The 25,996-nt window shown below is 49.6% G+C and carries 18 protein-coding genes and 2 pseudogenes; 7 read left to right on the top strand and 13 right to left on the bottom strand.

All coding sequences use genetic code 11. The features are described 5' to 3' along the window. Positions 1–185 precede the first annotated feature (185 nt). The gene (locus ACHZBF_RS16340) at positions 186–1,589 is read right to left on the bottom strand and encodes a DEAD/DEAH box helicase (protein ID WP_321529018.1); all 1,404 of its coding nucleotides are present in this window, start codon (positions 1,587–1,589) and stop codon (positions 186–188) included. 5 nt (positions 1,590–1,594) lie between these two features. After that, positions 1,595–2,113 carry a hypothetical protein gene (locus tag ACHZBF_RS16345; RefSeq protein WP_321529019.1) on the bottom strand — a complete coding sequence of 173 codons (519 nt, stop codon included), beginning with the start codon at positions 2,111–2,113 and terminating at the stop codon, positions 1,595–1,597. 61 nt (positions 2,114–2,174) lie between these two features. Here ACHZBF_RS16345 and ACHZBF_RS16350 point away from each other — a divergent pair, with 61 nt between their 5' ends. The 4 genes and pseudogenes from ACHZBF_RS16350 to ACHZBF_RS16365 all read left to right on the top strand — a co-directional run bounded on the left by ACHZBF_RS16350 (position 2,175) and on the right by ACHZBF_RS16365 (position 7,900). Next, positions 2,175–2,438 carry a helix-turn-helix domain-containing protein gene (locus tag ACHZBF_RS16350; RefSeq protein WP_321529020.1) on the top strand — a complete coding sequence of 88 codons (264 nt, stop codon included), beginning with the start codon at positions 2,175–2,177 and terminating at the stop codon, positions 2,436–2,438. A 428-nt stretch (positions 2,439–2,866) separates the two neighbouring features. Then, positions 2,867–4,133 (top strand): annotated as a pseudogene (locus ACHZBF_RS16355) (IS110 family RNA-guided transposase). Between the two features lie 951 nt (positions 4,134–5,084). Next, a complete protein-coding gene (locus ACHZBF_RS16360) occupies positions 5,085–7,271 on the top strand; it encodes a KAP family P-loop NTPase fold protein (RefSeq protein ID WP_321529021.1) in 2,187 nt (728 codons plus the stop codon). Between the two features lie 146 nt (positions 7,272–7,417). Further along, positions 7,418–7,900 (top strand): hypothetical protein, encoded by a 483-nt coding sequence (locus ACHZBF_RS16365; protein ID WP_321529022.1) that lies wholly within the window; start codon positions 7,418–7,420, stop codon positions 7,898–7,900. 246 nt (positions 7,901–8,146) lie between these two features. Here the strand turns inward: ACHZBF_RS16365 and ACHZBF_RS16370 are convergent, their stop codons facing one another. The 3 genes from ACHZBF_RS16370 to ACHZBF_RS16380 all read right to left on the bottom strand — a co-directional run bounded on the left by ACHZBF_RS16370 (position 8,147) and on the right by ACHZBF_RS16380 (position 14,057). Next, complete coding sequence (locus ACHZBF_RS16370; protein ID WP_321529023.1) at positions 8,147–9,532, bottom strand: IS1182 family transposase; 1,386 nt, start codon at positions 9,530–9,532, stop codon at positions 8,147–8,149. Positions 9,533–9,828: 296 nt separating this feature from the next. Continuing rightward, positions 9,829–11,418: a metallophosphoesterase family protein gene (locus ACHZBF_RS16375; RefSeq protein ID WP_321529024.1), complete on the bottom strand. Its 1,590-nt coding sequence runs from the start codon at positions 11,416–11,418 to the stop codon at positions 9,829–9,831. A gap of 5 nt (positions 11,419–11,423) precedes the next feature. Next, a complete protein-coding gene (locus ACHZBF_RS16380) occupies positions 11,424–14,057 on the bottom strand; it encodes a tetratricopeptide repeat protein (RefSeq protein ID WP_321529025.1) in 2,634 nt (877 codons plus the stop codon). Between the two features lie 565 nt (positions 14,058–14,622). Between ACHZBF_RS16380 and ACHZBF_RS16385 the strand changes: the two genes are divergently transcribed. After that, on the top strand, positions 14,623–15,486 hold the full coding sequence (locus ACHZBF_RS16385) for a hypothetical protein (RefSeq protein ID WP_321529026.1): 864 nt from the start codon (positions 14,623–14,625) through the stop codon (positions 15,484–15,486). Between the two features lie 205 nt (positions 15,487–15,691). On the opposite strand, the gene ACHZBF_RS16390 is transcribed toward ACHZBF_RS16385, so the two are convergent. The 5 genes from ACHZBF_RS16390 to ACHZBF_RS16410 all read right to left on the bottom strand — a co-directional run bounded on the left by ACHZBF_RS16390 (position 15,692) and on the right by ACHZBF_RS16410 (position 21,587). After that, entirely contained in the window at positions 15,692–15,886 is a 195-nt protein-coding gene (locus tag ACHZBF_RS16390) for an MbcA/ParS/Xre antitoxin family protein (protein WP_321529027.1), read from the bottom strand. A 225-nt stretch (positions 15,887–16,111) separates the two neighbouring features. Then, a complete protein-coding gene (locus ACHZBF_RS16395; protein WP_321529028.1) occupies positions 16,112–16,606 on the bottom strand; it encodes a hypothetical protein in 495 nt (164 codons plus the stop codon). Continuing rightward, complete coding sequence (locus ACHZBF_RS16400; protein WP_321529029.1) at positions 16,596–18,638, bottom strand: hypothetical protein; 2,043 nt, start codon at positions 18,636–18,638, stop codon at positions 16,596–16,598. Before ACHZBF_RS16400 ends, ACHZBF_RS16395 begins: the two co-directional genes overlap by 11 nt. A 20-nt stretch (positions 18,639–18,658) precedes the next feature. Next, positions 18,659–20,371, bottom strand: a complete 1,713-nt coding sequence (locus tag ACHZBF_RS16405; protein ID WP_321529030.1) for a hypothetical protein — start codon at positions 20,369–20,371, stop codon at positions 18,659–18,661. Further along, entirely contained in the window at positions 20,331–21,587 is a 1,257-nt protein-coding gene (locus ACHZBF_RS16410; protein WP_321529031.1) for a site-specific integrase, read from the bottom strand. Before ACHZBF_RS16410 ends, ACHZBF_RS16405 begins: the two co-directional genes overlap by 41 nt. Positions 21,588–21,659: 72 nt before the next feature. Between ACHZBF_RS16410 and ACHZBF_RS16415 the strand changes: the two are divergent. Both ACHZBF_RS16415 and ACHZBF_RS16420 read left to right on the top strand, forming a co-directional pair. Continuing rightward, positions 21,660–21,878, top strand: a pseudogene (locus ACHZBF_RS16415) (HNH endonuclease); the annotation flags it as partial. After that, on the top strand, positions 21,875–22,756 hold the full coding sequence (locus ACHZBF_RS16420; protein WP_321529032.1) for a fructosamine kinase family protein: 882 nt from the start codon (positions 21,875–21,877) through the stop codon (positions 22,754–22,756). The pseudogene ACHZBF_RS16415 and the gene ACHZBF_RS16420, both read left to right, overlap by 4 nt. 38 nt (positions 22,757–22,794) lie before the next feature. Here ACHZBF_RS16420 and ACHZBF_RS16425 read toward each other — a convergent pair whose 3' ends face one another. From ACHZBF_RS16425 to ACHZBF_RS16435, 3 genes are read right to left on the bottom strand one after another with little or no spacing between them, the layout of a single operon-like run. Beyond that, positions 22,795–23,574 carry an amino acid ABC transporter ATP-binding protein gene (locus tag ACHZBF_RS16425; protein ID WP_029132351.1) on the bottom strand — a complete coding sequence of 260 codons (780 nt, stop codon included), beginning with the start codon at positions 23,572–23,574 and terminating at the stop codon, positions 22,795–22,797. 33 nt (positions 23,575–23,607) lie between these two features. Next, positions 23,608–24,708: an amino acid ABC transporter permease gene (locus ACHZBF_RS16430; RefSeq protein WP_321529033.1), complete on the bottom strand. Its 1,101-nt coding sequence runs from the start codon at positions 24,706–24,708 to the stop codon at positions 23,608–23,610. A gap of 3 nt (positions 24,709–24,711) precedes the next feature. Then, positions 24,712–25,902, bottom strand: a complete 1,191-nt coding sequence (locus ACHZBF_RS16435; protein WP_321529034.1) for an amino acid ABC transporter permease — start codon at positions 25,900–25,902, stop codon at positions 24,712–24,714. Positions 25,903–25,996: the final 94 nt, after the last annotated feature.

Here is a 25,996-nt window from a genome sequence, read left to right on the forward strand (position 1 = left end):
TCGAGACCATATCTGCCAGCGATCGCCCGATCAAATCATATTGATACACATCTGCCTGTTTCCTTGTTATAAAAATTGTTCAAAACTTAGGCGCAAAATACTTTTACTTCTGGGAGTTCTGGTGGCAGACGTCCTCTCCAAAGAGGAGCGTGATGACCGGATGAGATTGATCCTTAAAGTTAACTTCATAATTCGGCCGGTTTAAATGTCATTAACTCTTGTCTGAAGCGACCAAATATGTCCACTGATGATTCATATGAGTCTGCCAAGAGCGAAACGGACCTAGGGGTGAACCTAGGCTTTTGGTGACTTTTGAAGCTTGGAGGGGATATCTCAAGGGTCAGTTTAAGCTCTTGTTCCTGACTGATCGGTGTTTGCAGCCTGATTCTGGTTGGGGCGGGACTATTGTTCATAATATCCAAGTGCACCACTTGATGTGCCGGTATGTCTTCTGCCACACGACGGGCGTATTTAACCAGAGTGGGTTCTGCCGGCATATACAGGAATCCTTTCTCTGCGCTGTTCCATGTAGCCCTAAGAATTCGACCAAGTATCTGGCGAAAACAAAGCTCTGTTTTGATCCGGGTTAGATGGCAACAGACCTGTAGCCGCGGTATGTTGGTTCCCTCACTGATCATCCCCACTGAAATAATCCACTTTGCAGCGCTGTATTTATAGTATCGGATTACCTCCAATGCATTCTCTTCTTGATATGTGGCTATGTCTGCCTCCTCATTGAACTCCTGCCGTAATAGGGTATGTATTTGGCGCGCATGATCCACCGATCCCGCCACGATCAACCCCCCTGCATTGGGGGTCGCCACCCTGAGTTCACTAAGTTTTTGGTCAGCTTGGCTAATCATGTAACGCATCAGTGCGTCGTTTTTGATGAGATTCTCGTAGCTACACCCTGACTGTTGAAGCAGCTCTTCAAATGAAATGTAGTTATTGGTGGCTTGCCCCTGCCTTACCACGATCTGATCATTGTCGATAATTGTTATATGAGGCGGTCGACAGACTCCATCGCGTACAGCCTTGGCCAGCCCGTACTGGTAATCGCAGTGAATCCTCCGATCAGGCCCTCTATATCTAGAAAGAACGATGGGAACAGCGTCTGATCGCCAGGGGGTGCCGGTGAGTGCCAAGGTATATGTCGCCTGGCCTTGAATACGGGATATAATCTTCTCACCCCAAGCATTTGCGTGTTCTGGTGACTGCCCCGCGCAGTGATGGATCTCATCGAAGATCACGAAAGTACGGTGCTCCGATAATAAGCCCCAGAAGGTGTCAGGCAAGGAGAGCATTGACTGATAGGTCAACGAGCACCCTTTGGAGCCTATCAAGCCATCAATGCGCGCTGTTATCTGTTGTTCCAACTCGGACTTGAAGTCGGTAGCGACAATCACAGATGGAGAGAAGCAGATGACCAGATCGATCATGTCCTGGTCAAACAATCGTTTTGCCAACGTTGACGCCATTATTGTTTTACCCGCACCGGGTGTAGCTAAGCAGAGGAAATGAGTCTGCCTCGCGCGGTATTGTTTGTAGGCCTGTGCAATGCACATGTCCTGCCAGCGGCGTAACTTCATGGCAATTAATGGTTCAGGTGGTTGGAAATGATGATTTCCAGGGCACGAACACGCCCCAGAGTTTTCGAACATCGGTCACGCGCCTGATCGTAAAGGTCCTGTATCTCTCCCCTGATCTGCGGTAGTTCTCGACATATTGCGTCGTACTCTTCGGCTTCTCCTATAGCCGTGAGCATCTCAACTCGGTATTGGTGTAATTTGTCTTGCAGGCTGCGCGTTACGCCATCCAGTTCCGCGCTATTTGACGGCTTTCCTATATTATCTTCATAATACAAAGCCTTAAGTCTTTGTGTTACCTGGTATCTGGGCTTACCATTACCAGCAGATTCAAGCCGCTCTAGAAAACCCTCTCGTTCCAATTTGATGATATTGCGGTAGATAAACTGCCGAACCTTTTTACCATCTTCTTCCTCGTGATCTCCCTGTTCCAAATAAGCATCCCTTAGCTCCATGGCAGTGAAATGCTCAAAGTGATCCGAGTTTAGCAGTATCAGTAATTCGGTTGGGATGTTGAGTGTATTCATAAGGTATTGGCTGAATGTCTCGAATTTCGCGACATTCTACCTTGTCTCTATCATCGAGACAATGAAACCATCCCCATACTCATTACACTACAATACACTTCGGCTCTGGCTGAAAAGCAAGCGCGAGGAGAAGGGGATGTCCTTGCGCTCGCTTGCAGATATTCTAGGCCGCCACCACTCCGTTGTTGGTAAGCTGGAACAAGATCGTCGAAGAATTGATGTCATCGAGTATATTGAGTATTGCGAGGCAGTTGATGCAGACCCACGGGAGGGGATTGAAATACTAATATCGTCTATGAAAGGCCAGGCAAATAAGAAATCGTAAATAATACCTGCCAGGAATTAATAGACTACTCCCTAGTCCAAGCTCCCCTCCATTTCTAGTTCAGCCGTTACCCTTCATACAGCCCGCCGGGCCCCAGCAGCAACCCCAAAGTGTCGGCTTTGTTCTTATCACCAACCAAACAACCCTGATAGGCAGCAATCGACATGATATAGACATTCCATCCTACTCTTAGTAGTGCAGTTACGGCTGGTAGGTAGCTACCAGTAAGAGTGGGACATGCACCAGCAGAGCACGAATATCTCGACATCAACACCCGATGTTTACCGCTTTATTTTCGGCTCTGCCGGTGTTCTTGAGTTCACTAACGAATACTCAGGGCTCGCCGTCACACCGGCTCACCTATATTACCTTCGAAGAACTCAAGTACGCATGCCTACGGTACAAACATAGCACTTGGGAGGTAATCCATGGATTATTTGGACGGCAATTCGTTTACTGCTTATGTTGGTATTGACTGGGGAAATTCAAAGCATGATATCTGCGTACAGGCAGCCGGCAGTATGTCTCGGGAGTTTGATTGTATACCGCACCAGGTTGATAAGATTGGGCAGTGGGCGCAATCACTTCATGAACGATACGGGGGATCTATCGCTATCGCTTTGGAGTTGACCAAAGGTCCAATTGTCTATGTGCTTCAAAAATATGCTTTCCTTGTAATTTTTCCGGTCAATCCCGTTACGTTGGCCAAGTACCGTCAAGCATTCAATCCAAGCAAAGCCAAAGACGACCCCAGCGATGCAGAACTGGCGCTAGACATGATTCTGCACCATCCAGAGCGTTTTCATCCGTTGAAACCCCAAAGTGCAAAAATGCGTACCTTAACGACGCTTGTGGAACAGAGAAGAAACTTGGTCAACGATAGGATCAGAATCACTAATCGATTGAGAAGTACGCTTAAACAGTACTACCCACAAGCACTTGAGTGGTTCGATCGTATCAACACAATGATTTTTTGTGACTTCATAGCTCGTTGGCCAACATTGATGCAGGCTAAGCGGGCTAGAAAATCCACCTTCGAAAAATTCTTTCATTCACACAATATGAGATTTAATCATGTTCTTGATGATCGTTTAAAGGCCATCAAGATGGCAACAGCACTCACAGAGGATGGTGCAGTTATCACCCCCTACCGGATGCATGCGCTTATGCTTGTCGAGCAGCTGCGCGTTACCCTACGGGCTATCAGGCTCTATGATGAAGAAATCTCTAATCTCTCACCAACACTTCCTGATTACCCATTATTCAGTTCATTACCTGGTGCAGGTCCCACGCTCACACCACGACTATTAGTCGCTTTCGGTGAGCAACGAGAGCACTTCAACAGTGCCGCTGAAATACAAAAGTACTCAGGTGGCCCCGGTAACTGAACGCAGCGGAAAGAAACATTGGGTTCATTGGCGGTGGCAGTCCCCAACATTTATACGGCAGACATTTGTCGAATGGGCAGCGCAGACAATCAATAAGTCATTCTGGGCCGGTGCATACTACTCCCAACAACGCAGCAAGGGTTGCACGCACCAAGCCGCTGTACGAGCCTTGGCATTCAAATGGATTCGTATCCTCTACAGCTGTTGGAAAACTAGAACTCCATATAACGAGTCTACCTATCTAAAGGCTCTCAGCCGCCATGGATCGAAGCTCCTTCGCTCTCCAGAACTGATAGAAATGTCTTGACAGAGTGACTCAGGGCATGAAGCGGACGCTCATCTTGTGGCTGTTCAGTAAGGCTGTCGGCTGATAAACTCAGAAGATTAAGGAATAAGCTTCTATGGGCGGGATACCTCACTCCAGAATCATCCCTAAACATGGACAGAACAATATGTCGGAATGGTCAATATATTCTACAGCTGTATATTACGCTGGATGTGCGGGCTGTATAAACAGCGTTAGGCTAGTCGAACTGCATGTTCGCGCAAGCACAATTCTCAATCGACCCAACTCATGGAGACCTTATGAAAGACACAAACGCGCTAATTGAAGTAATGAATAAATACCTCAAAACGGCGGCTGATGCCGACAATTCTTTAGGTGACACAATGTGGAATGGGAATGCTGCAATATGCGCAGCTTTGAACGCAATCGTAGTCGAATTGAGGAATATTAGGGAGCAACTAGATTCGCGTCCTCTCCGTTAAGAATACTTTGTGCCTTTGGATTGGAAGCAAACCTTTAAGCCAGTATAAATTGACGTCGAATGTTTTCAGGTAGGGCAACAGCTATATTTGGTACTTCGGAAAGAAATGATGAAATCCATTGCACAAGATCTTGCGCAGTCCCCAACCCGATCCATTACGGCCCCAAAAGCCTAACAATATGCTCAACACCGTTCGCTATCGCTCACTCGGACGCTCCGCTGCGCTACGCGCCGGTTAGCATGGCGTTAACGTCCGCTTTTGGATGGATCTCGCCTGTACAGTGGATGGGCAATTGCCGACATAATCCTGCCGTTCATGTTGTGGCTGTTCAACAAGAATGTCGGTTGATAGAATCATGAATATTAAGGAATTAGTTTCTGTGGGCGGGATGCCTCACTCCGGAACCTTCCCTAAACCATGGAGTATGGAGATTAAAGGGCTCTGAACCCTTTATTCCCTGGTAATTTTAGTGGACTTGAAGGGCAATCGAATGAGTAGAGATTCTAATCGTGAAAATACTAATTCATTTCACGATGACAAACCAATAGACGGTACTGCGGAAAACCCTGACAGCTTGGGCCGGCTTGAGTTTGCACAACGAGTTGCGAACACAATCTTTGGTGCAGATGCTCCATCCAGTGTTTCCGTTTCCCTTGAAGGAGATTGGGGGAGCGGGAAAACCTCCCTCATCAATTTAATAGAACGAAAGATCAAGGAAAGAAAAGATGAAACGGTAACCGTGAAATTTAACCCATGGCTTGTGGGCAGCGCCGACGCACTTGTTTCGCAGTTGATGACGGCACTAAGGCAAGGTATCAAGAAGAAAGATGCTTCCGAAGCTATGAAGGCCATTGCGAAATCAATGGACACTTACAGCGCTGCGCTGGATGTTGTTTCTCTGGCATCTAACATATCCGCAGAAACACTTATGCTCTCAAAAGGAGCAAAGGGGTTATCGAAACTCTTTAAGATTATCGGAGAAGCAAAAAGCAAGGACATTCATGCGACGAAAGAAGCACTGGTAAAGGAACTTGACAAACATAATGTACGGATCGTCATTTTCATCGATGACCTTGACCGACTTCCCCCAACGGAAATTTTCGAAGTCATAAGGGCCATCAAAGCTGTCATTGACTTCCCAAACACTTCGTACCTGGTTGCTTACGATGCTCAGTACATATCACAGGCCCTCACTTCACTAAGTATCAAATCCCCCGAGAGATATTTAGAGAAGATTTTTCAGATCAGACTTCATGTGCCACAGTTGACTACGAGCTATGTAGAAAGTCTGGCAAACTTCCAGTTGTCAGAATTAAGCGATGAGGACCTGACCCAGTACTTCGAAGAAGACCAGGAGCGTCTTGGAAAAGTATTTCATACTGGAGTAAAACATCTCATTAAAACGCCACGAGAACTCAAGCGGATGTTCAATGGGCTTCGGTTTCGAATGGATGTGGCAAAGGGTGAGGTTTGCTTCGCCGATATGCTTGGCTTGGAAGTCTTACATACCCGTTTCCCAAATTTGTATAGCCAGATTCGGAGGCACCCCTCATTGGTTTTACACAAAGATGAGGTCGATTACTGGGGTCTGCTCGACGAAGACAAAGAGGAAAAAGACAGAACGAAGAGGCGCGATGTGCTGTTAGGGCACATCCCTCACAACGAAATAGGGCATACCTTCCAGATTCTGGAAGAGCTGTTCCCAGACGTTCGACAAAGCGAATGGGAGAGAGAAACTGTAGATTCCGCGAGCGCAAAAGGAAGGGTTTGCGCGTATGACAGATTTTTTCTAGCGATGAATTCAAGCTTGCCTACGGAGGAGGTTTCGATAAAAGAAATTCGTGAATGGGCAGAGGACGACAATAAATCTGAACAGATTTTGCAATCTGTGCTTGATCAAGGTATTTCAATGAAATTCCTCGAACTCGCAAACGAGCACGCATCAATCATGAAGTTTACTAACTTTATTCGGGTGCTTGGCGACATCAACCGGCTCGTTCACTCAAAAGAAGCCATCGTAAAAAGTAAAGGTCTTTTCACGATGGGCGGGATGGCAACCGACTATGCGAGATGGATGATCAATAATCAGCTTAAGCAGATTCAGAGTGACGAAGTCAGAGAAACTCTTGATGCAATCTTGTCTGTCCCAGACCTAGTTGGAGTTGCTAGAATTCTGTTGAGGTCGCTCTGCGAGAATCAAGGTCGACATTGGCAGCAGGAGACGATCAATCGTGAATTGGAGTTTTCTGATCAGGAATTCGCGGTCTGGGAGAAAATATTTGTTGAGAACTTTATAGGGCATTTCCAAACGGGGTCGATAGTTAAGTTGATCAACGCATCAGGCGTATTCTATGACTCACTGCGATATCTCCGACAACCTGTTATTGAGATCCTGTTGCAGAGACTGGGAACCGATGATATCGATCTTCTGCTTACCAGTGTGTTCATCGGTGGTACAGATAGTACCGGTGGCCCATATGTTCATATGAGAGAGCAAGACTTTAACGAGGATTCCTTGTTTGGGGGAGAACTGCCCTTCGAGGCGCTAGAGGCTTACGTCCAACGTCGGAAGGGAGACTATGACAGGAATGCACCAGAGGTTTGTGCGCTATTCAAGAGCATCGGGACGCAGAGTAAATGTTATCTACGAGATTGTCAGACGGCAGAATACTGGTAGAACCAGCTAGAATGAAGTTCTCTCAATATTAACTGTATAAGTCGTAATTTGATCTCATAAACAGTGTCAGATATGGTTTCGACAATTACAGCAGTTATCGGCGTATTTCGGACATATGAACCCATTCCTACGCTGGACAATAGGCGATGAATCAGCAAATCGAGGAAATACTAAGGCAGCGAGAACCCGGAGAGGCCGTATTGCGCTCACTTCAGCGGTTGCTTGATGAAGATGCTCACCTTCTGGAAGTCGATGCTAATGAAAGGTCTCTTACTCATCGTGTGGGGATTTACCTGCAAAACGAGTTTGCACAATGGAACGTCGATTGCGAATACAATCGGGATAATCACGAGCCAAAAGAATTGTATTTGGAGGGCGGTAATCCTGATGCGTATGATGTGAATGCCCAAACAGTGTATCCAGACATTATTGTTCACGAAAGAGGCACTAACCGAAATTACCTCGTTATTGAGTTCAAAAAAGCATCTTCGACCGCCAGTGAAGAGAAAGATTTTGCAAAGCTTAGGGCTTTCTTAGGCCAGTTGAATTACGAGCACGCTCTTTTCATAGAGCTAGCAGTTGGCGGGCAAGGTATTGGAGTTAGCAAGGCCGAATGGGTAAGTACATAACAATACGGTCGAATTGCTCGTCGCTCTGCTCCTCTCTAGGATGCTCGATAATTGGGAGAGGATTTATTTTCTATGGGCAAGCCGGGCGTCGAAACGAACGACTGTTTTTGGATGATTCTGTTGAAAAACTCAGATATTTCAGGCCGAACCCACCAACAATAGTAGATGGCCCACCCAGCCTATCCCTTTTTTGAATCTATCATCGGAGATTGATGATAGTTGTGGGTTAATCGGGTAGGTTTCTATTCATGCAGGCGTAATTACCCCATGGTCAGGTGGCTTGTACCGAACTTTAGCCAGTTTCTTGAGGTTTTGAACCAGAGCAGCCATCACAAATTCATCGTGAGCTCCAGTCAGCCCCCTGAGCCGTAATCGGTCCAGTTTCATGATGCTCTTTAAATGGGCAAATAGTACTTCAACTTTTTTTCTGTCTTTTTTGGATTGTTGGTATAAGGGTGTTTTTAATATTGCTCTCGCCACATCTCGTGAGTCTTCGTAAATACTGCGAGCGATCTTCCTGATTTCCATATTTGGACAGCAACGAGATTTGAAATGGCAGGCCTGACAATCACTTTTGCTGGCACGATAGCGGATGGTGTTATCTTTACAGATTACAGAACGAGATTTCTTGAAGTGCCTCCGCTGACTTTTTAAAGTTTTACCCGCAGGACACGTATATTCATCGGCTTGATTATTCCATTTAAAATCACTGCTTGAGAATGTCCCGTCAGTGCGCTTTGATTTATCCCATGTCGGTATATGCGGGTCTATCTGCTTTTCCTTAACCAACCACTCCAACATGGGGGCAGCCCCGTAGGCGGTATCAGCTAAAAGACGTTTTGGCTTAGCACCAAACTGACGTTCCACTCGATCAAGCATCTTTTGCGTACTGCGGACTTCGGCCGCACGATTTGCTGGCGTGGGCTCGACATCAACAATGATATTGTTTTCTATGTCTATCAGATAATTGGTTGAATAGGCGAAAATCGCAGGCCCTCTACGGGGCAATGTCCAGCCAGACTGTGGATCTGAAAGAGAAACCTTTTTAGGCGTAACGCCACTACTGTTCTCATCATCCAATGCATCAAGATATTCGCGTACAGGTCTCCTTGCCTGCTTATCACCCAGCCATTCCATCGCTTCGACGCCGGGCACACCATTTTGACTGGAAGCATCAGCCCGAACGATACTGGCATCGGTAGCAAATCCTTCTCCTGCTACAAGCCCTTCTGACATACATCGCTGCACGACTGACTCAAATACAAATCGAAATATGTTGCTATCACGGAATCGACCATGTCTATTCTTAGAAAAAGTAGAGTGGTCGGGAACATTATCTTCTAGGCCAAGTCCGCAAAACCAACGGTAGGCAAGGTTCAGGTGTACATCCTCACATAAGCGTCTTTCTGATCGAATGCCATAGCAGTAGCCAATAATCAGCATACGTATCATCAGCTCTGGATCGATCGATGGTCGACCGGTGCTACTGTAGAAAGAAGATAAATGGTCTCGTAAATCACTCAAGTCTAGGACCTGGTGGATCTGCCTTAATAAGTGATTGGGTGGGACATGCTGCTCGATACAGAAATCGTAAAGCAGTGCATTCTGACCGGGAGGTTGTTGGCCCATCATGACGGATAATCCTCGGCAAGATTTACTGACAATAATTATCTCATGAAGCAGTCATGCTGGGGAGTTTTTCAACAGAATCGGATGTTTACTGCCGCTTGGTTGATAAAATTTAGCGGTGGTTTGATATCAATAGCTGTTTTTCAGACAAAACCAAATGTGTGTTTTGGTCTCATTCCGGGCTCTATGATCTAACACTAATTGTTAGATTAGATATGAGTCACTACATTTCACAAGACCTATTTTCCAGGAGGCGGTTAATGACATCACCTTTTTACCGAAAAAAGAGGTTCACTCCCTCACCATTTGCACAGTGAATTGCCTGGTTCAACGAAACGTCCCTTCCCCCCTTCGGGCATGTGCCAACGGAGTAAATTTAGGTCCTGGCCGTTTTTACGCAGCGAACCGACAACTGCCGAGTAACAAGGCTTAAAGTCGTCTTCTAGCTTTAATCTCTTTAGACCCTCTGCGGGTGACATCCCCGGGTGCACGGTCTCAATGCGGCGTCGGTAGTTCTCATCGTCCATCACGCGCTGAAATGCCCCGGAATTGAAGACCATGATCTCATCATCACCGACCTTTATCGAATGCCCAGCCTCCAACTGGTGCGTGTGGCCGTAAATAAACACGCCCATGTTGCGGTAGCGCTTGTCACTTTCAAGCAGACCTATCAGGTGATCCTGTTTCACCCGATAACGGGACTTCACGAGTACATTGAGGGTGGCGCCTGTCGTGGGATCCTCACAACGGTAATTACCCTGGATGGACAGTTGGTCACACATGTGTTGAAGCGATGCGTCATCCATCTTCTGGCCGATGTCATCGAGCCTGGCTCGCAACGCGACGATCTCCTGATCTTTGCTATCTGACAACAACAACTGACCGACCAGATCGCCTTTCGGGAGACTCTCGGCAAACAGCAAGTAACCTAGTTTTCCTCGTGCGTAGTCCAGATCCCAAACGACCTGTCCGGCTTCAACTGCCGGTGCGCTGCCCAATATATCCACTTTGTGCTCTAGGGATGTCTCGAACAACGTAAACACGAGCAGTCGTGCTACATCGGCAATGCTCCCCCACACTCCTCGATCCTGCGCGCGATACCAGGCACCTTTCACTTCGGGGCTGAGGTTGTCGATGATCGGATAGGTCCGCTCGACATCGTTGAACAGTGCCTGCACGTTGAGCTCACCCTCGACTCTAATCATTCGCGAAGATTCGCGGTCCACGACCGTTGGCCATTGCTTGTAACGGTTGACGTCGAGGCCCATCTGCTGGCCATGTTCGATGACTATCTGGCCGTTTGGAGAAATCCAGCGGCCCTGCGAGTCCGGTCCGGCGAGCCTGACACGTCCTGACGATGCCTCGAGTGCTGTCCCGACTACCATCCACACCTCAGGTATCAATAAGGCGGCATCGTGGTTGCCCGGCAGCAGGGTAATGCGGTTGTCCGCCTCCTGACTGAAACGTTTCAGCGCCTCAAACGCTCCACCGGGGCCACTGTGGGCATTGACGATGCGGTGCGTGATGCGTACGACCTCCTCTATCGTACAGCCAAGGTTCGGGCCATCTCCGTCACAAGAGATATCATCAGGCACCTGCCACAACTCAAGAAAATCACCGGCGATGACAAGGTCGACCCGCCCCTTGCCTCTCTTATTCACAGCATCCAGGAAGCCCTCCAACGCATTCGGCCAACGAAAGTCCTCATACGCATGCCAACGGCCGTCGACCTTGCCAAGCCCTATGTGCAAGTCGCTGATAACGGTCAAGTAGCGCTCCGGATCCCTCGGTGTTTCGATCTCTTCCGCCTTGATGGGCATCACTGTAACCAATAGCACGCTCAGGAGCCACAGAGTAAACGCACCACCTTCCCAACCAGGAATTTTCATACTAATTATCGTCCCTCACCTGGGGCGCACAGGCGCACACCCTGATCACCCAATACAAGAAATTCGTGTCGCATGTCTTTATATCGCTGAGTGCCTAATTCTTCGCCCGCACGGGCCGCTGCACGGTTGAACAGGCTAACGATTCTTCGGTCCACACCTGGCCCAGACGTCGAGTGAGCGTCTTTCATGAGGTCGCTGAGGTGCTTGGTGACTTCCAGTGCATAAGTGGCGGACACTTGGAACGGTGCCGCGATGATGAGGTCGACGCCGTGTTGGTTGAGCCGCGATAGTGCCTTGCGGTTTTCGTAGTCCATACCCGCAGCCTCGCAGGCAACCATAACGGCAACGCTACCAGGCGGATAGGTGCGCTGAATGGCATCGGCGATAAATTTGTCGCGCTCATCGTCGAACCAGAACTGACCATCGGCATGGTGAGCGATGGATACCATCCCTTCGGGCAACGCACCGCCTGGCTGAGAATTTGCGCTGGCTCCGCTCAGGTACTCTATCGAATCTGGCACCGTATTGAAGATTCTACGTACCCAACCCGTATCTCGGATATTCGAGTCAATTGCCCGCAAAGTACTGTCACTGTTGATAACGCCTGACAGTTTGTGAGGAAGCAGATAGGACCAATTCTTGACACAGCGGTCTGCATCGCCATAGCGCTCATATGGAAGCGGCTGGAGGAAGGACAATGAACCGGGAAGCGACTGCTCACCACCCCCGCTGTGTAACAAGCCAAGTGGCACGTAAAGGATATCACCCACCGTGTCAGTCAAGCGAATTGCTACCAGCTTCTTCTCCTGTCCCAGTTCCTTCAGCACCTCCCATGCCCGGCTTGCCATTTCCTTATCACGGACGCGTTCAAATAACACCGCTCGCAGTTCATTTGAAACGGCAGCGAAAGCTCCATCGTCTTTGGAACTGTGAGCGATACTTAACTTGCCCGGCATAACTTTATTCAGATTGTCACTGAGTAGGGAGTCTAACTCCCAATTGTAGATATCCGGGTTGTTTGCATCCCTGCCATCGACCAACACTGCAAATGCCCGCGTTCGGCGTATCCCCTGTTTCACTTCAAAAAGGTGCAGACCTGCTTCGATCTTGCGGTCGCCAATCGATCGTTTGCCGCCCGACGTCGCCAATAGCGAATTCAACCCGCTGTCAAACGGTGCCGCGCGCCCATCTGTCAGACAACCGGTGGCTTGCTCCCCGACGGCAACGCGAAATACCAGGTAGTCCAGCGGCACGACGCCGGACTCATCCCAGACGGAGAATGCTACGATGCCACAGCCGGTGGTTTCACTTGCAATGACAGGGATGTGGATCGTCGGGTACTTTTTCCGCTGAGAACGGACAGAAGCGACACTGACGATTGACGAAAAAGCGCGCGCGTTCATCTCTCCGGCACGGAAGGCTTCGTAAGCTTCTTTCTCATCCACGCTTGCCACATTCAAGCGCTCAGTTTCAATCGTCACCCGGATATCCTCAATGGGTTCTGCCGGTTCGATTGCTCCCGCAAGAAGTGGGCGCAGCCGCAAGCGCAACTTTTCATCAGCCTGTTCAAGTCTCTCCACCAACCTCCGGTCGGCCTCCATGCTGGCTACGGCCCCAGCCAGGAGCATGGAATAGTCGTATGCCGACAAATCCAGAAAAAAGCTGTACTCGTGATCCGGTGTTAGATTTTCTTGCGTGTACACCCCGTCGCGCTCAAACCAGCCGTTCCAATAGGGCTTGTGCTGTAATCCACTGCCGTTTTGATCGAGTGTGCGCTTATTGGTAGCGTCGGCGTAGCGCTGCTGCAACCCAGCTACTGTAGCGACTGAGCCAAACGGTCCAGCCACTGGCTGCACTCCTGCTTCTGCCGCTTCGAGTGCTCGGCTGTACAGGACGGCCGCCTCGGCCATCCGATACTGCTGGTGGTACACCTGGCCAAGGTCTACAACTGCTCGCACAGTCTCGGGGTGCCACTCGCCAAGCAGATCTTGCCGACCTTGCAAGGCCTGTTCATACAGCGCGGCGGCCGCATCCAACTCACCTTGCCGTGCCAACACACTCGCCAAATTAGCGCGATAGACATCTGCGCGAATCAGATAGCCACTTGGTGAGTTTTGCTGCCCATCGATCGCCGACTGAAATTGGCGAACTGCTTCTTCAACTTTTCCCTGCTTTACCAGGGCAGTACCCAGGTTATTGGTCGCCTCGTACTTCAGAGCCTCTCCTCTCCCAGGCTGTTGGTCGAGTTGATCGATCACATCCCTAAGAAAGTTTTCCGCTTCGTCGACCCGACCAACCATAACGTAGTTCTCTGCCAGGTTGTTTTGGATTGCCAAGGTGCGCCAATCAGAAGGGGCATGTTGTTTGAGTGTCTTGTAGGCAACTTCCACGTATGGGGTAGCTTTTTGAAATTCACCTTTGCTCTGGTAGAGAAACCCAAGGTTGTTGGCTACCGTTAGGGTCATGGGATCATTGATACCTACAGAATTCTTTAGTCCCTCGTAACTAAGGAGCAGATCTTCTTCAGCTGTCAGATAGTCGCCAGAGCGTAGCTTTGCGATTGCTACATCGTTCAGCGCCCCTAAGGTGATTTGACTGTCCTTTCCAAAATGCGCTTTGCTCTTTTCCAGACGTTGCATTAACAGCTCGGTGGCCTGGTCGTAATCACCTTTTCTGCTTAACTCCTGCGATTGATAGGATAAATGCTGCAATTCTCTGGAGGCCGTAGACAGATAAGCAGATGTCCCTTCATGTGTGCGATTACCCCACGAGCCCGAACCCCAAGGAGAGCTTTTCACTTCATTGCTATAATTTGGCGAGAAAGCGGGTTGTGAAGTCGTATATCTTCGGTGTGAGACTCCATCCCCATAACCAGGTGGCCCGCTAGACATATCGCCACCCTCAAACTCTTGGCTATTTCCTTCGGAAGTCAAGATCATAGCTAATGTGATAATTAGCCAAATGCTACCGTGTTCTATTCGCATCTTGACCATTGCTGCTAACCTCCCTTTACCCGCGCCTTTCCTAGCATAGGCTACGATGGGGTAATGTAGCCATTTTTATTGAGCAACCTAAAAACAGTCTTGTTTAAGTACACTCAATCGTCAAGTACCTTAGTAAAAGCAATTAAAGAAACGAAGTCGCTGTTAGAGAAATACGAGGAAGAGTTATCTAAATTGACCTGTGAACTTCAAGGAGAAAGAAATGAATTTGGACTATTCGGCAAAAGTGATCTCTTTTAATGGCTATGGTGCAGACAATTACACAGAAACTGGAACTTCAGGTCCTGATGATCCGGCTTTTACCAAACGGATACTTTGCGAAGGTGACTCTTGGTTTTCTATAGGGGCTGTACCCTCTAGTAACTTGCTATTTCCATTACGATTTGCACAAAGCACTTTGCTGGTAAATCTCGCGCAACCTAGTGACACCATCAAGAAAATGTCCTCAATTTCTTCAAATCCAACACTGCATCAACTTATTGCGGAAAAAGAATTCCTAACAAAATGGGATGCCATATTTATTAGCGGTGGAGGCAATGACTTGATAGATCTAGCTGATCAAATTATATGCTCCTCTTCAGTTGGGGCAGGGAAGCACATGTTAGATTATGTAAACGCAATTGATCTGGCAAATCTCAAAATGCGAGTCCAACAGGGCTATTATGAGATTGCCAAAATGCGCGATAGTGCTTCAAATGCCAATACCCCAATAGTCACCCATGTATATGACTACCCAACACCAAGAAACGCGAAAGCAAAGTTTTTGGGACTCAATTTTGCTGGACCTTGGATTTTTCCTGCTCTTAAGGCAAATGATGTTCCCGAAGAATTGTGGATATCTCTAACCGACTATATATTCGAGTTTCTGGCCGTAGCAATAGCAGAGCTTTCATACAAGATAGACAATTTCCATGTAATTTCGGCCACGCGAGAGACTCTTATCAGGGCGAGACTAGGAACTACTGATGACGATGGTGATTGGCTCAATGAAATTCACCCAACCGCAGCAGGCTACAAGAAGCTTGCTGATGTCGTTTCGACGGAATTTTTCAATATCCTAAGATGAGATCTAACTTCTATGCAACATTCTGAGTCAAACAAGCAACTAAACTTTTTAATCCTCAGGCTTGATGCTCTTTAACAAGTTGACACTCGCTACAGAAGATCGAAAGCAACCATTTTCTGTAAGCAAGAGTGGGTGCAAGACGAGCGACTACTTACAAATATTATCAACCTGACAGGCGTTTTGGGTTAATGGCGGCTATGTGCCGTTAGGTGAACTCACCAGACGCTATCCTATCCAGGATCGAAATCACCTCATCCATACCTTCCTCGTCTCTAAGCTTCGAGTAAGGGGTGCAGCCATTCAAGGCATTAATTGGTATATGCAGCCACTTCTCTGCTTTAGCCGCATCTTGAAATGTAGCGACAGCCAACTTCTCAACATCTTCTTTTGTGTAATTCATACTTTTGTCCGGTACTGGCCGGGTTCTGAACTATAGACCGGAAATCTGAACGGCCGGTATATGTCGATTCCAGACTCTCGACGATGATTCTCTAACGATCAGTTAGTGTCACAGGCGGTCTAAATTGACTTTGAGAGCACAGGTTGATGCATAAAAGTCTGCGATTCTTGCTTATGGCCGGAAGTAGAAATTAAGTGTAAATCAAATCTGACACTAACTGTCAGGTCAATCACGATTACTACAGCTGATAGAGCCAACCGTATTTTTTGATATGCCTTCGCATTCAGGATCATCAACTATGCGAAGAATCTGTCGACGCAAATTTAAATTCTCCAACATCAACGTCGTAACCTTGCTAAGTGCCTCATCTCGCTCGGCCCTCACACGCTCGAGCTCTTCCTTCAGTCGCCCACTTGTCTTCGCTTTCTGCTTTTCTAGTTCTGTCTTAGATTTAGGCTTTAAACCCTGAGTGTTTTTGTACTCAGCAATCAGATTGATTAGTTCTGGATATCTATCTTTCTTCAAGGCGGTGGGATGTAGACCTGCTTCTTTCGCCACATTGTTCTGCGAAACCTGAGACCCCTTGGGAACAACCAATGGGCGGCCATCACAAAGCCTGCGAAAGGCGTTCAGCAGATTTCTTGCCCCAGGACTTCGGGCCCACGCTGGGATCCCCCCTATTGCATCTACACGCTCGTTATTCGTGTGTTTAGTCATCATTCGCTAATCTCTCCATATGCGAGTCAATCAGGTCTATCGCTTTGTTGGCGGCTTCTATATCTGCCAACCAGCTTTCCCTGACCAATTCGTTCTCACGCGTTACAGGCAATGCCACCAGGTCATGTTCGATATCTTCACGATGATCGATGATTGCCTTTCGCTTTTCTGCATCCACCAATGCCTTGACGCATGGTTCACCATTCATTTTGGTCACACAGCCTTTCACTGATGCAGCCGTACCGTACTCACAAAAGCCCTGCTCAAAACAAGCCCCCAGAAGCGTTCTCCTAGCCACACCCTTACGACTCAATTTCTTGAACTCATCCAATGAAATAATCCTAACCGAATCAAGCAGTCGGTCTTTATTATGTTGCCCAGCTGGCGAGAAGAACCGATTATCATTCGCTTTCAATTCCGCCAGGTCCCGCTCGAATGCATGGAATAACTCATTTTCGTACTCTTTGCGGACTGACTCATCCTGCAAATCTAACAGCGCCTGTATCACAGCATCTTCTTTGCCTTCATCAGCTGCTAATTCAAGAAAGTTTTTTTGGTAGTACAAGGTGTTTTGCGGATTTGTGTGCTTTGCCTGGTACGTCAAAGAGGGTTGAGACACCATGCCGCTCGCCGCAGCATGGACTAGGCCAGACCGTCGGAATTGATGGTGTGAAAGGGGCCATTGTTTACCTACCACCAACCTTTCCACGTCAGCGCTAGGCGTCAGCTTCAGGGCTTCTTCAATGTCGTCGACTTGGCACCCCATCACCTCACCAAAGTATTTCGGCCAGTATTTTCCGTAGTAGCGCGTAAGAGTCTCATCCCGGTGCTCTAAAGAGTGCCGGGAATTCGAATTTGTCCATGGCGCAGACAACTGTGCAAACAACAGCATGCCGTCCAAGTTAGCTTGCCAGTATTCACTGTTCGCATGCCACCCCGATTGTAGATGCATCAAATTAATATGCCGGAGAGCCTCGAAAACACGCCTAGCATAAGCTGACGTCGTCCAAATTGCGTCACGCTGATCTTTGGTTTTAGTGGATTGCCCGCGGACATAGTAGATACTGCCCAACGTCAAACTGTAGTCCTCACGAATACCACCGCATTTGATTGACAAGACTTCTGATGACCGCATGAAAGTAAACAGCGATATCAAAATTGCGCCAGCCTGGCGCACAGACTTAATCGCAGCTGAGTATGCGGTAACCGTGACTTTTTCATAAACGGGGCACAGAGCCAGTATCAAGTCCGTTAGCCCATACCCGTAAACAAAGTCACTCATTGTTACCGTGTGATAGCCGGTGTGAAACGGTGAAAAACGTCCAGCATCAATTTCTTCACGGTATTTTCGACATAAATCCAAATGCATTGTCTCGACTGTGTCTTTATGCTGTAGGTATAGGTCTATTATCTGAATGCTCTCATCTATCAATGATTGATAGATGCGTGTTGGAATACATAGTGTTTGTTCTACAGCTCTCTTCTCCTTGCTCACAAACATCTCAAGCTGCGCATGAGACAGAATACGGAACCCCAGTCTCTCATGGTTAGCGAGTACCAAAAGAAACAACCCCCGCGTCTTAGTAAGCGCATTCTTTGTAGCTTTATCCTTTAGCAGGTCGAGGAACACAGCATGATTGTCAGCAAGCTCTTTCAGCTGAATTCCACGTTCTCGACATGCCAAAAATAGCTTAGCTACCCCGTAGTACTCATATCTCGCGTTTCTAAGCGAGTTAGCAGGACCGACTCCAAACAACCTAAGCAGAGCGAGGCGCTTCCCCACATAAACATCTTCGTCATTAAAACCTTTTTCGTAGTAAAAATTGATGATTTCTCTACGCCCTCCTGCCCAAGAGGTGTAATCCCACTCCGCATCTGAGAACCTGCTCACCACATTTCCGTCCTTATCCCATGCAACCGGTGTATCAGGCTTCGGGTCGAACGGATCTAGCGTAAACGTATCCGTTTCAACATGTGTTGTTTGCTCAAGTGCAAGAGTTAGTGTGTAGCTATTGTCATATAATAAATCAGTCATTTGCGCACCAAGAGTACTACTTATACCCGATCCTTTAATGGCAACGCCCCAGCATAGCCGATATCGGACATCTCAACTGCATTTTGGAAAAAGGGGTGAAGCCGACCCTTTTCGACCTCTTTAGCTATCCGTTCTGCCTCCTCCTCATGCTGATCAGACAATGTCCTGTATACTTGAACAAATCTACCAATACGCTTCAATGTTTCGTATGTCTGTGGATGTTGCAATCCACCGTCTCGCCGCAGAATCTCTTCTCTTCGTGTCAGCAACGCATGGAGATAATCCGTCGTATCGATAGCACGATATTGCTGGCAAAACAGACAGGCATTCTCTGCACCACACTTCGGCTTGAAGGCTTGTGGCGCATCTGGAACGGCCACTGGCCTATTCGGCGACTGACACAACCCCGGATCAGGGGCGCGAGCCAAGCGACTTTCAGATGCCTCCATAAGTCCCTGGAAGTATCTGGTCATTTCAACTTCGTTTTCTGCCCTATTGCCCTGCCCACCATAATACTTTGCAGCAGTTGCTGGAGCGTTGCCAAGAACGGCAGCTGCTTTCAGTGAATCACCGTCCTTTCGCCTTAAGACATAAACACCCTTATTCCGCCTCAAATCTCGACCATTAAAGAATGGTCGTCCAGCCCGACTAAACAACTTTCGCAGGCTTTTTTGATTAAACGATTCTGAATATCTAAACGCCGTGCAATATCTTCCACCCTGAAACACGCCGCCGATGACTGGAAATAAGAGGTCTCTTTTGTTCTCAAAATCGATCGCTTTCAGGAAGGAAATATGCTGCCTCAATGCAGCGACGTAGCTTCTTGGAATATCTACCTCGACATTTGCCTTTGCACGCCCTTTAAAGCCTACCGCTCGATAACGATTTGATCCTGAATCAAAAATCAAATCATCAACCCTTAGTTTCTCCACGGTATGCGGATTCATGCCAGTCACAGCAACAAAACGCTTCATTTCGGCAAGCACCCTTGTCTTTATAGCTCTTAGGTGTCGAAAGGGATACGGGGTTTCTGCCGAAACCCCATGCGGACTGAGACGCCAGACATACTCTTCGTGTTCATCACGTTTCCTGAAGCGCACCATCGGTGACTCGAGCGCTTTTAGTGCCTCCACGCTAACACCATCAATGATGTCGCCTAGATCGGAACAAAAACCTTGTATCTGTTGATGCTGGTTATCAGCAGGAGGATTATATCTGGACTGTGAAATCAGGTTGTTCCGCAGGCGAAATGAATTCCAGCCCTCACCGAGCATATATGCAACAAACCGTGCCACCGTAATTACGTTAGATCCCGCCGTGTTTTGAGAGGTTTGAGAGGTTTTAACCTTGCCAATCATCATGCGGTCGTAAGCTAGCAAGTGCTTTTCTAAGGCCGCCAGTTCCAAGCTGTTTGACTTCTGTCTATCAACAAACACCATAAATCTTCTGATCATAGAAAGCGCTGTCTCCACCCTTTCACCAGTTATCCCAGTGACCAGCATGTCATCAAGATAGCAATAAAGTTTTGTGACAAAGGCGAGTCGGTTCGGATTCACACGAGCCGGATGACCATGTGTATCAAGCCATGCGGCGGCATTATCTATCCGCATTACTATCAACTCTGGTTTGAGGAGCGTATGAAGGTCTCTTGGTTTCTCTTTCCCCTTCAACGTCAGATGTAACGTCAAATCGTTATTCACTTGCAGGACCAAAAAGTGTTTCGCCGTATTCATCAACGAGTGCACCAATACTCTCTCGCGTCTCTACCCATTTGACATATTCGAGTGTCGTCCTCTCATGCGCATGCCCCATAAGTCGCTTGATCGTCGCAAGGATATTGACAGTTTTGGCCGTCGGCTGACTGAGCATTGCTGCGACCAACAGCGTACCGAATGTCGCTCTTGTGCAATGGAAATAGAACTCCGATAGATCAACACCTCGGGCCAACGCTAACGCCCTGAGTTTATTCATCTCGTGTTGCCAGCTTGTCACCGTGTATCTGGCGCCACGTCGCGTAATAAACACGAGATTCGCGTTACTGCCTGACTCCTGCGCTTTTGCCTTCCGAATTGAGCGTTTCACCCCACAGATGTAATCGTTCAGCTTCCTTAGTATTCCAGTCGGAATGGCTGGGTGGTAATTCACATCTCCCTTGGTCTGGACATTGTGTGCTGGCCCGATCGCGAGTTCATAGTATCCGGGCAAGTCACGACTAGGTTTAGCCATTTCAATAGTCTCGACCTTGATATCGATGATCGATCCAATCCTCATTCCGGTGTAAAACCCAAGCTCAAGCGCCAGAGCAAACTCTTCAGTACAGTACTTACGCGCAAGGCTCAGGGCCAAGTTCCTATGTTCCAGTGACAGTGGCAGCAATCCACCTTCTACGCCATTGCGCGACCTTGTTCGATTTGGAATCGCCAAGTCGCTTGAGTGGACGGTTATCGCGTCATTAATCCCGTGCCAGCGGGCGATTCGGATCTTTGCTGTTCTAGGTTCGTATACATCATATTCAGGAAAAAGTATTTTGTTCGCCAAAATCCATTGGTAAAAAGCTTTGACAGATCGAATCCTATTCGTGACTGTACTTGGCGCCAGATCGCCCACTTCATCACGACACTTGATTAGATACCCTCTAAACCGGTAAGTAGGACGCTGGCGACGACGGGCGCCGAACTTATCCCACTCCAGGTCATCATTTGACTCGATGAAATCTGCGTATGCCTTAAGGTGCTTGGCATGACTAGCCAATGCATCTGTGGATCCAAAACCTTCAGGGATTACGTCTGCCCTAGCTGCAAGGTAGAGACTTGCTTCCGCCCACTCCACCCCATTACCCCAAAAAATCCTAGGCAGGGGGCCGACAAATGTCTCAGGACCCAGCGCAATCTGATCTCCGGACTCAGAGATGCTGTATCGCGTATAATTGAATTTTCGGGTGTAGGCCATCCATCTCATTCTCAAGGAGTCTATATGGCTTTCAAGTATAGGGTGCGGCGTCTATATTACAACTATAAGTTATGCATCCGCTGCAACAATCACAAGGCAGGGCGCACGCCGGAGGATGCCGACATGCAACTGCTGGCCATCCCCTTCATTCCGACCCATGCCGAGTACATCTATCTCCAGGGCCATAATGTACTGGCGGACCAAATGGAGTTCCTGCGCGCTCACTTTCCCCGTTCCAGCCCACTGCACCAACGCCTGGGCAGGACCCAGCCGGCCTATCCACAGGTATGACGGCAGAGAGCGAAATCCTGCCGCATATCATCCAGCGGATCACCGGAACACCGACCACGACATACCGTATCGCCAACCTGGGCGGCGGCTGCATTAACCAGGCACTGAAGCTCTGCTTCGGTGACCAGACCTATTTCATCAAGCTCGCGCAAACGGGAAACCTGGAGATGTTCGAAAGTGAGGCGGCGGGGTTGGAGGCACTGGCAGCGGCCGGGGTAATCCACACTCCAGGCGTGATTTGCGTCGGCATGACAGAAACTCACACCTATCTGGTACTGGAATATCTCCCGCTGAAAAATACCGGTGACCAGGCACTTGCCGGCCGCCAGCTTGCCGCACTGCATCGCACGACCAATCGCCGTTACGGTTGGAATCGCGACAACACCATCGGCGCCACCCCCCAGCCCAATGAACCATGCGACAGCTGGATCGATTTCTGGCGCGAGCGGCGGCTGGGATTTCAACTGACCCTGGCCGCACAACAGGGATACCAGGGACTACTGCAGGAACGTGGCGCCCGATTGCAGGAAAAACTGCCCGGGCTGCTGGACCACTGTCCGGCCGCTTCACTGCTGCATGGCGATCTCTGGTCGGGCAACCTCGGATACGACGGGAACGGAGAGCCCGTCATCTATGACCCGGCCGTCTATTATGGTGACCGGGAGGCCGACCTGGCCATGACCGAACTGTTTGGCGGATTCTCCAGCCGCTTCTACCGCGCTTACAACGAGGCCTGGCCCCTGGACAGTGACTATCAAATCCGCAAGACCCTCTACAACTTGTACCATATCCTCAATCATCTCAACCTATTCGGCGGCCACTATGAACAACAGGCCCTTGCGATGACTGACCGACTGCTTGCGGAGTTGGGCGGGTAAGCGCCCGCCAGTCATTGTCTGGCTGACGGGCGGGGGGTTCAGTGCTGCAGGATCTGGCTGAGGAACAGCTTGGTGCGGTCTGACTGGGGATTGTTGAAGAACTCGTGGGGCTCGTTCTCCTCGATAATCTCACCAGCGTCCATGAAGATCACCCGGTTGGCCACGGTCTTGGCAAAGCCCATCTCGTGGGTCACGCAGAGCATGGTCATACCGCTCTCCGCCAACTCGATCATGGTATCCAGCACCTCCTTGATCATCTCCGGGTCCAGCGCCGAGGTGGGTTCATCGAACAGCATGATGTGGGGATTCATGCAGAGGCTGCGGGCGATCGCCACACGCTGCTGCTGTCCACCGGAGAGCTGCCCCGGATACTTCCTCGCCTGCTCCGGGATTTTCACCTTTTCCAGATATTCCATCGCCACTGCCTCAGCCTCCCGGCGTGGCATTTTGCGCACCCAGATCGGCGCCAGACAGCAGTTTTCCAGAACGGTCAGGTGCGGGAACAGATTGAAGTGCTGAAACACCATCCCCACCTCCTTGCGCACCTGGTCGATATGCTTCACGTCGTCGGTGAGCTCGGTGCCGTCGACAATAATCTGTCCCTGCTGATGCTCTTCCAGGCGGTTGATACAGCGGATCATGGTGGATTTGCCGGAACCGGAAGGCCCGCAGATTACAATCCGTTCGCCCCGGGTTACCGCCAGATTGATATCCTTCAGGACATGGAACTGGCCATACCACTTGTGGACGCTCCGCATCTCGATAGTGAGGTCAGCAGAATCCTCTGACGGGCGGGGTGCGTTGTCGGTCTCAGACATAGCGTGTCTCCAACTCTTGCCTATTTATTATGGTTACCGGGCGTGGCCGGTATGCAGTTTCTTTTCCAGCGCCATGCTGTAGCGCGACATACTGAAACAGAAAATCCAGAAAATACTGGCGGCGAACACATACCCCTCAATGGAGAATCCCAACCAGTCCGGATCGGCGAATGCCTGCTGGATGATCGCCAGCAGATCGAACAGGCCGATAATCAAGACCAGGGTGGTGTCCTTGAACAGGGCGATGAAGGTGTTCACAATGCCGGGGATCACCAGCTTCAGCGCCTGGGGCAGGATAATCAGCCCCATGCTCTTCCAGTAGCTGAGTCCCAGCGCCTCCGCCGCCTCATATTGCCCCTTCGGTATCGCTGCAAGGCCACCCCTTACCACCTCGGCCATATAGGCCGACTGAAACAGGGCGATTCCGATCATGGCCCGCAACAGCTTATCGAAATTGGTTCCCTCGGGCAGAAACAGCGGCAACATGACTGAGGACATGAACAGTACCGTAATCAATGGCACCCCGCGCCAGAACTCGATAAACACCACACAGACCGACCTTACGATTGGCATTTCTGAGCGCCGTCCCAGAGCCAGTACAATACCAATAGGCAGCGAGGCCACGATGCCAACTCCGGCCAGGATCAGGGTCAGACTGAGGCCGCCCCATTTGCTGGTCTCTACCGGGGTGAGGCCAAAATTGCCTCCGGAGAAGAGCTGAAAAGTAATTATCGGATAGAACACCAGGATAAAGATCGCCAACTTACCCTTGTGCTGAAACTTCTTTATGAACAGCGGTATGGCCAGCACAATCAGCAGCCCAAAGGCCAGATTGATGCGCCAGTACTCGGACTCGGGAAAGAAGCCGTACATGAACTGATTCATGCGCACCTTGACGAAAACCCAACAGGCACCCGTGGTCCCGCTGCAGGCTTCCCGGGTATCGCCCACCCAGGTGGAATCCAGAAATACCCAGCTGATGATCGGTGGCACCGTCAGATAGACCAGATAGATGGCGAACAGGCTTAACACCGAATGCAGCGGCGAGGAGAACAGGTTGCTTCTCAACCAGCCGAGCACACCCACACTCAGGGTTGGGGGGGGCAGGTCGGGATGGGGGGTATGCACAGTCATGGTTTACCTCTCCACCAGTTGGATACGTTTGTTATACCAGTTCATGAATAGCGAAATGGTGAGACTGATCGCCAGATAGACCGCCATGGTCATGGCGATCACCTCCACCGCCTGACCGGTCTGGTTCAGGGTGGTGCCGGCAAACACCGCCACCAGATCGGGATAACCGATCGCGGTGGCCAGCGAGGAGTTCTTGGTCAGGTTCAGGTACTGGCTGGTCAGCTGCGGAATGATCACCCGCAACGCCTGGGGAATGATCACCAGACGCAACGTCGGACCCGGACGCAGGCCCAGTGCGCGGGCCGCCTCGGTCTGCCCATGGCTTACCGCCAGGATGCCGGAACGGACCGCTTCGGCGATAAACGCACCGGTATATATACTCAGGGCCACCAGCAAGGCGGCCAACTCGGGAATGATCACCATGCCGCCGGCCATGTTGAACCGCTGCAGCACCGGGAAATCCCAGCTCAGCGGCATGCCCATCATGAAAAATGCCAGCAGCGGCAGACCAATCACCAGTCCGATAGAGGCATACACGGAGTGGAACTGCTCGCCCGTTGCCTCCTGCCGTTTGTGGGCCCAACGGATCACCAGGATACTGACCACAATCGCTACCGCCAGGGCGACGACCACCAGCCAGAAACCCTGTTCGTAGACTGGGCTTGGCATATAGAGACCGCGATTGCTCAGAAACAGCGTGTCGTTGAATATCATGCTCTGACGCGGCCCGGGTAGCGGTCGCAGTACGGCAAAGTACCAGAACATGATCTGCAGCAGCAGGGGGATATTTCGAAATACCTCGATATAGACCGTGGCCAGGCGCGAGATAATCCAGTTCCGCGACAGTCGCGCCACCCCCATGATGAAACCGATAATGGTAGCGAAGAAGATGCCCAATGAGGCCACCAACAGGGTGTTGAGCAACCCGACCAGAAATGTGCGGCCGTAAGTGTAGGTCTCATCGAAGGGTATCAGGGTCATCAGGATGCCGAAACCGGCTTCATTTTCCAGGAAGCCGAAACCGGTGCTGATGCCACGTTGCTCCATGTTATGGAGGGTGTTCTGGAAGATGGTGTAACCGAATAATCCGATGCCTGCGACCAGCAGAATCTGGAAAACCAGTGAACGGACTGCAGGCCGTCTCCAGAGTGCCGGTTTCGCAGGTTCCGGCACTCTCCGTTGTTCATCCGCCATAAAAATACCTTCAGGGTAGTTAAGGCAAGTAAGCCACAGGGCAGCTGCTAACCCGCCCCGTGGCTCCCAAGGCGCCAGAGAATCCGTCGGAAGC

Source organism: Sedimenticola selenatireducens (genome assembly GCF_963675335.2).
Classification (GTDB): domain Bacteria; phylum Pseudomonadota; class Gammaproteobacteria; order Chromatiales; family Chromatiaceae; genus Sedimenticola; species Sedimenticola selenatireducens.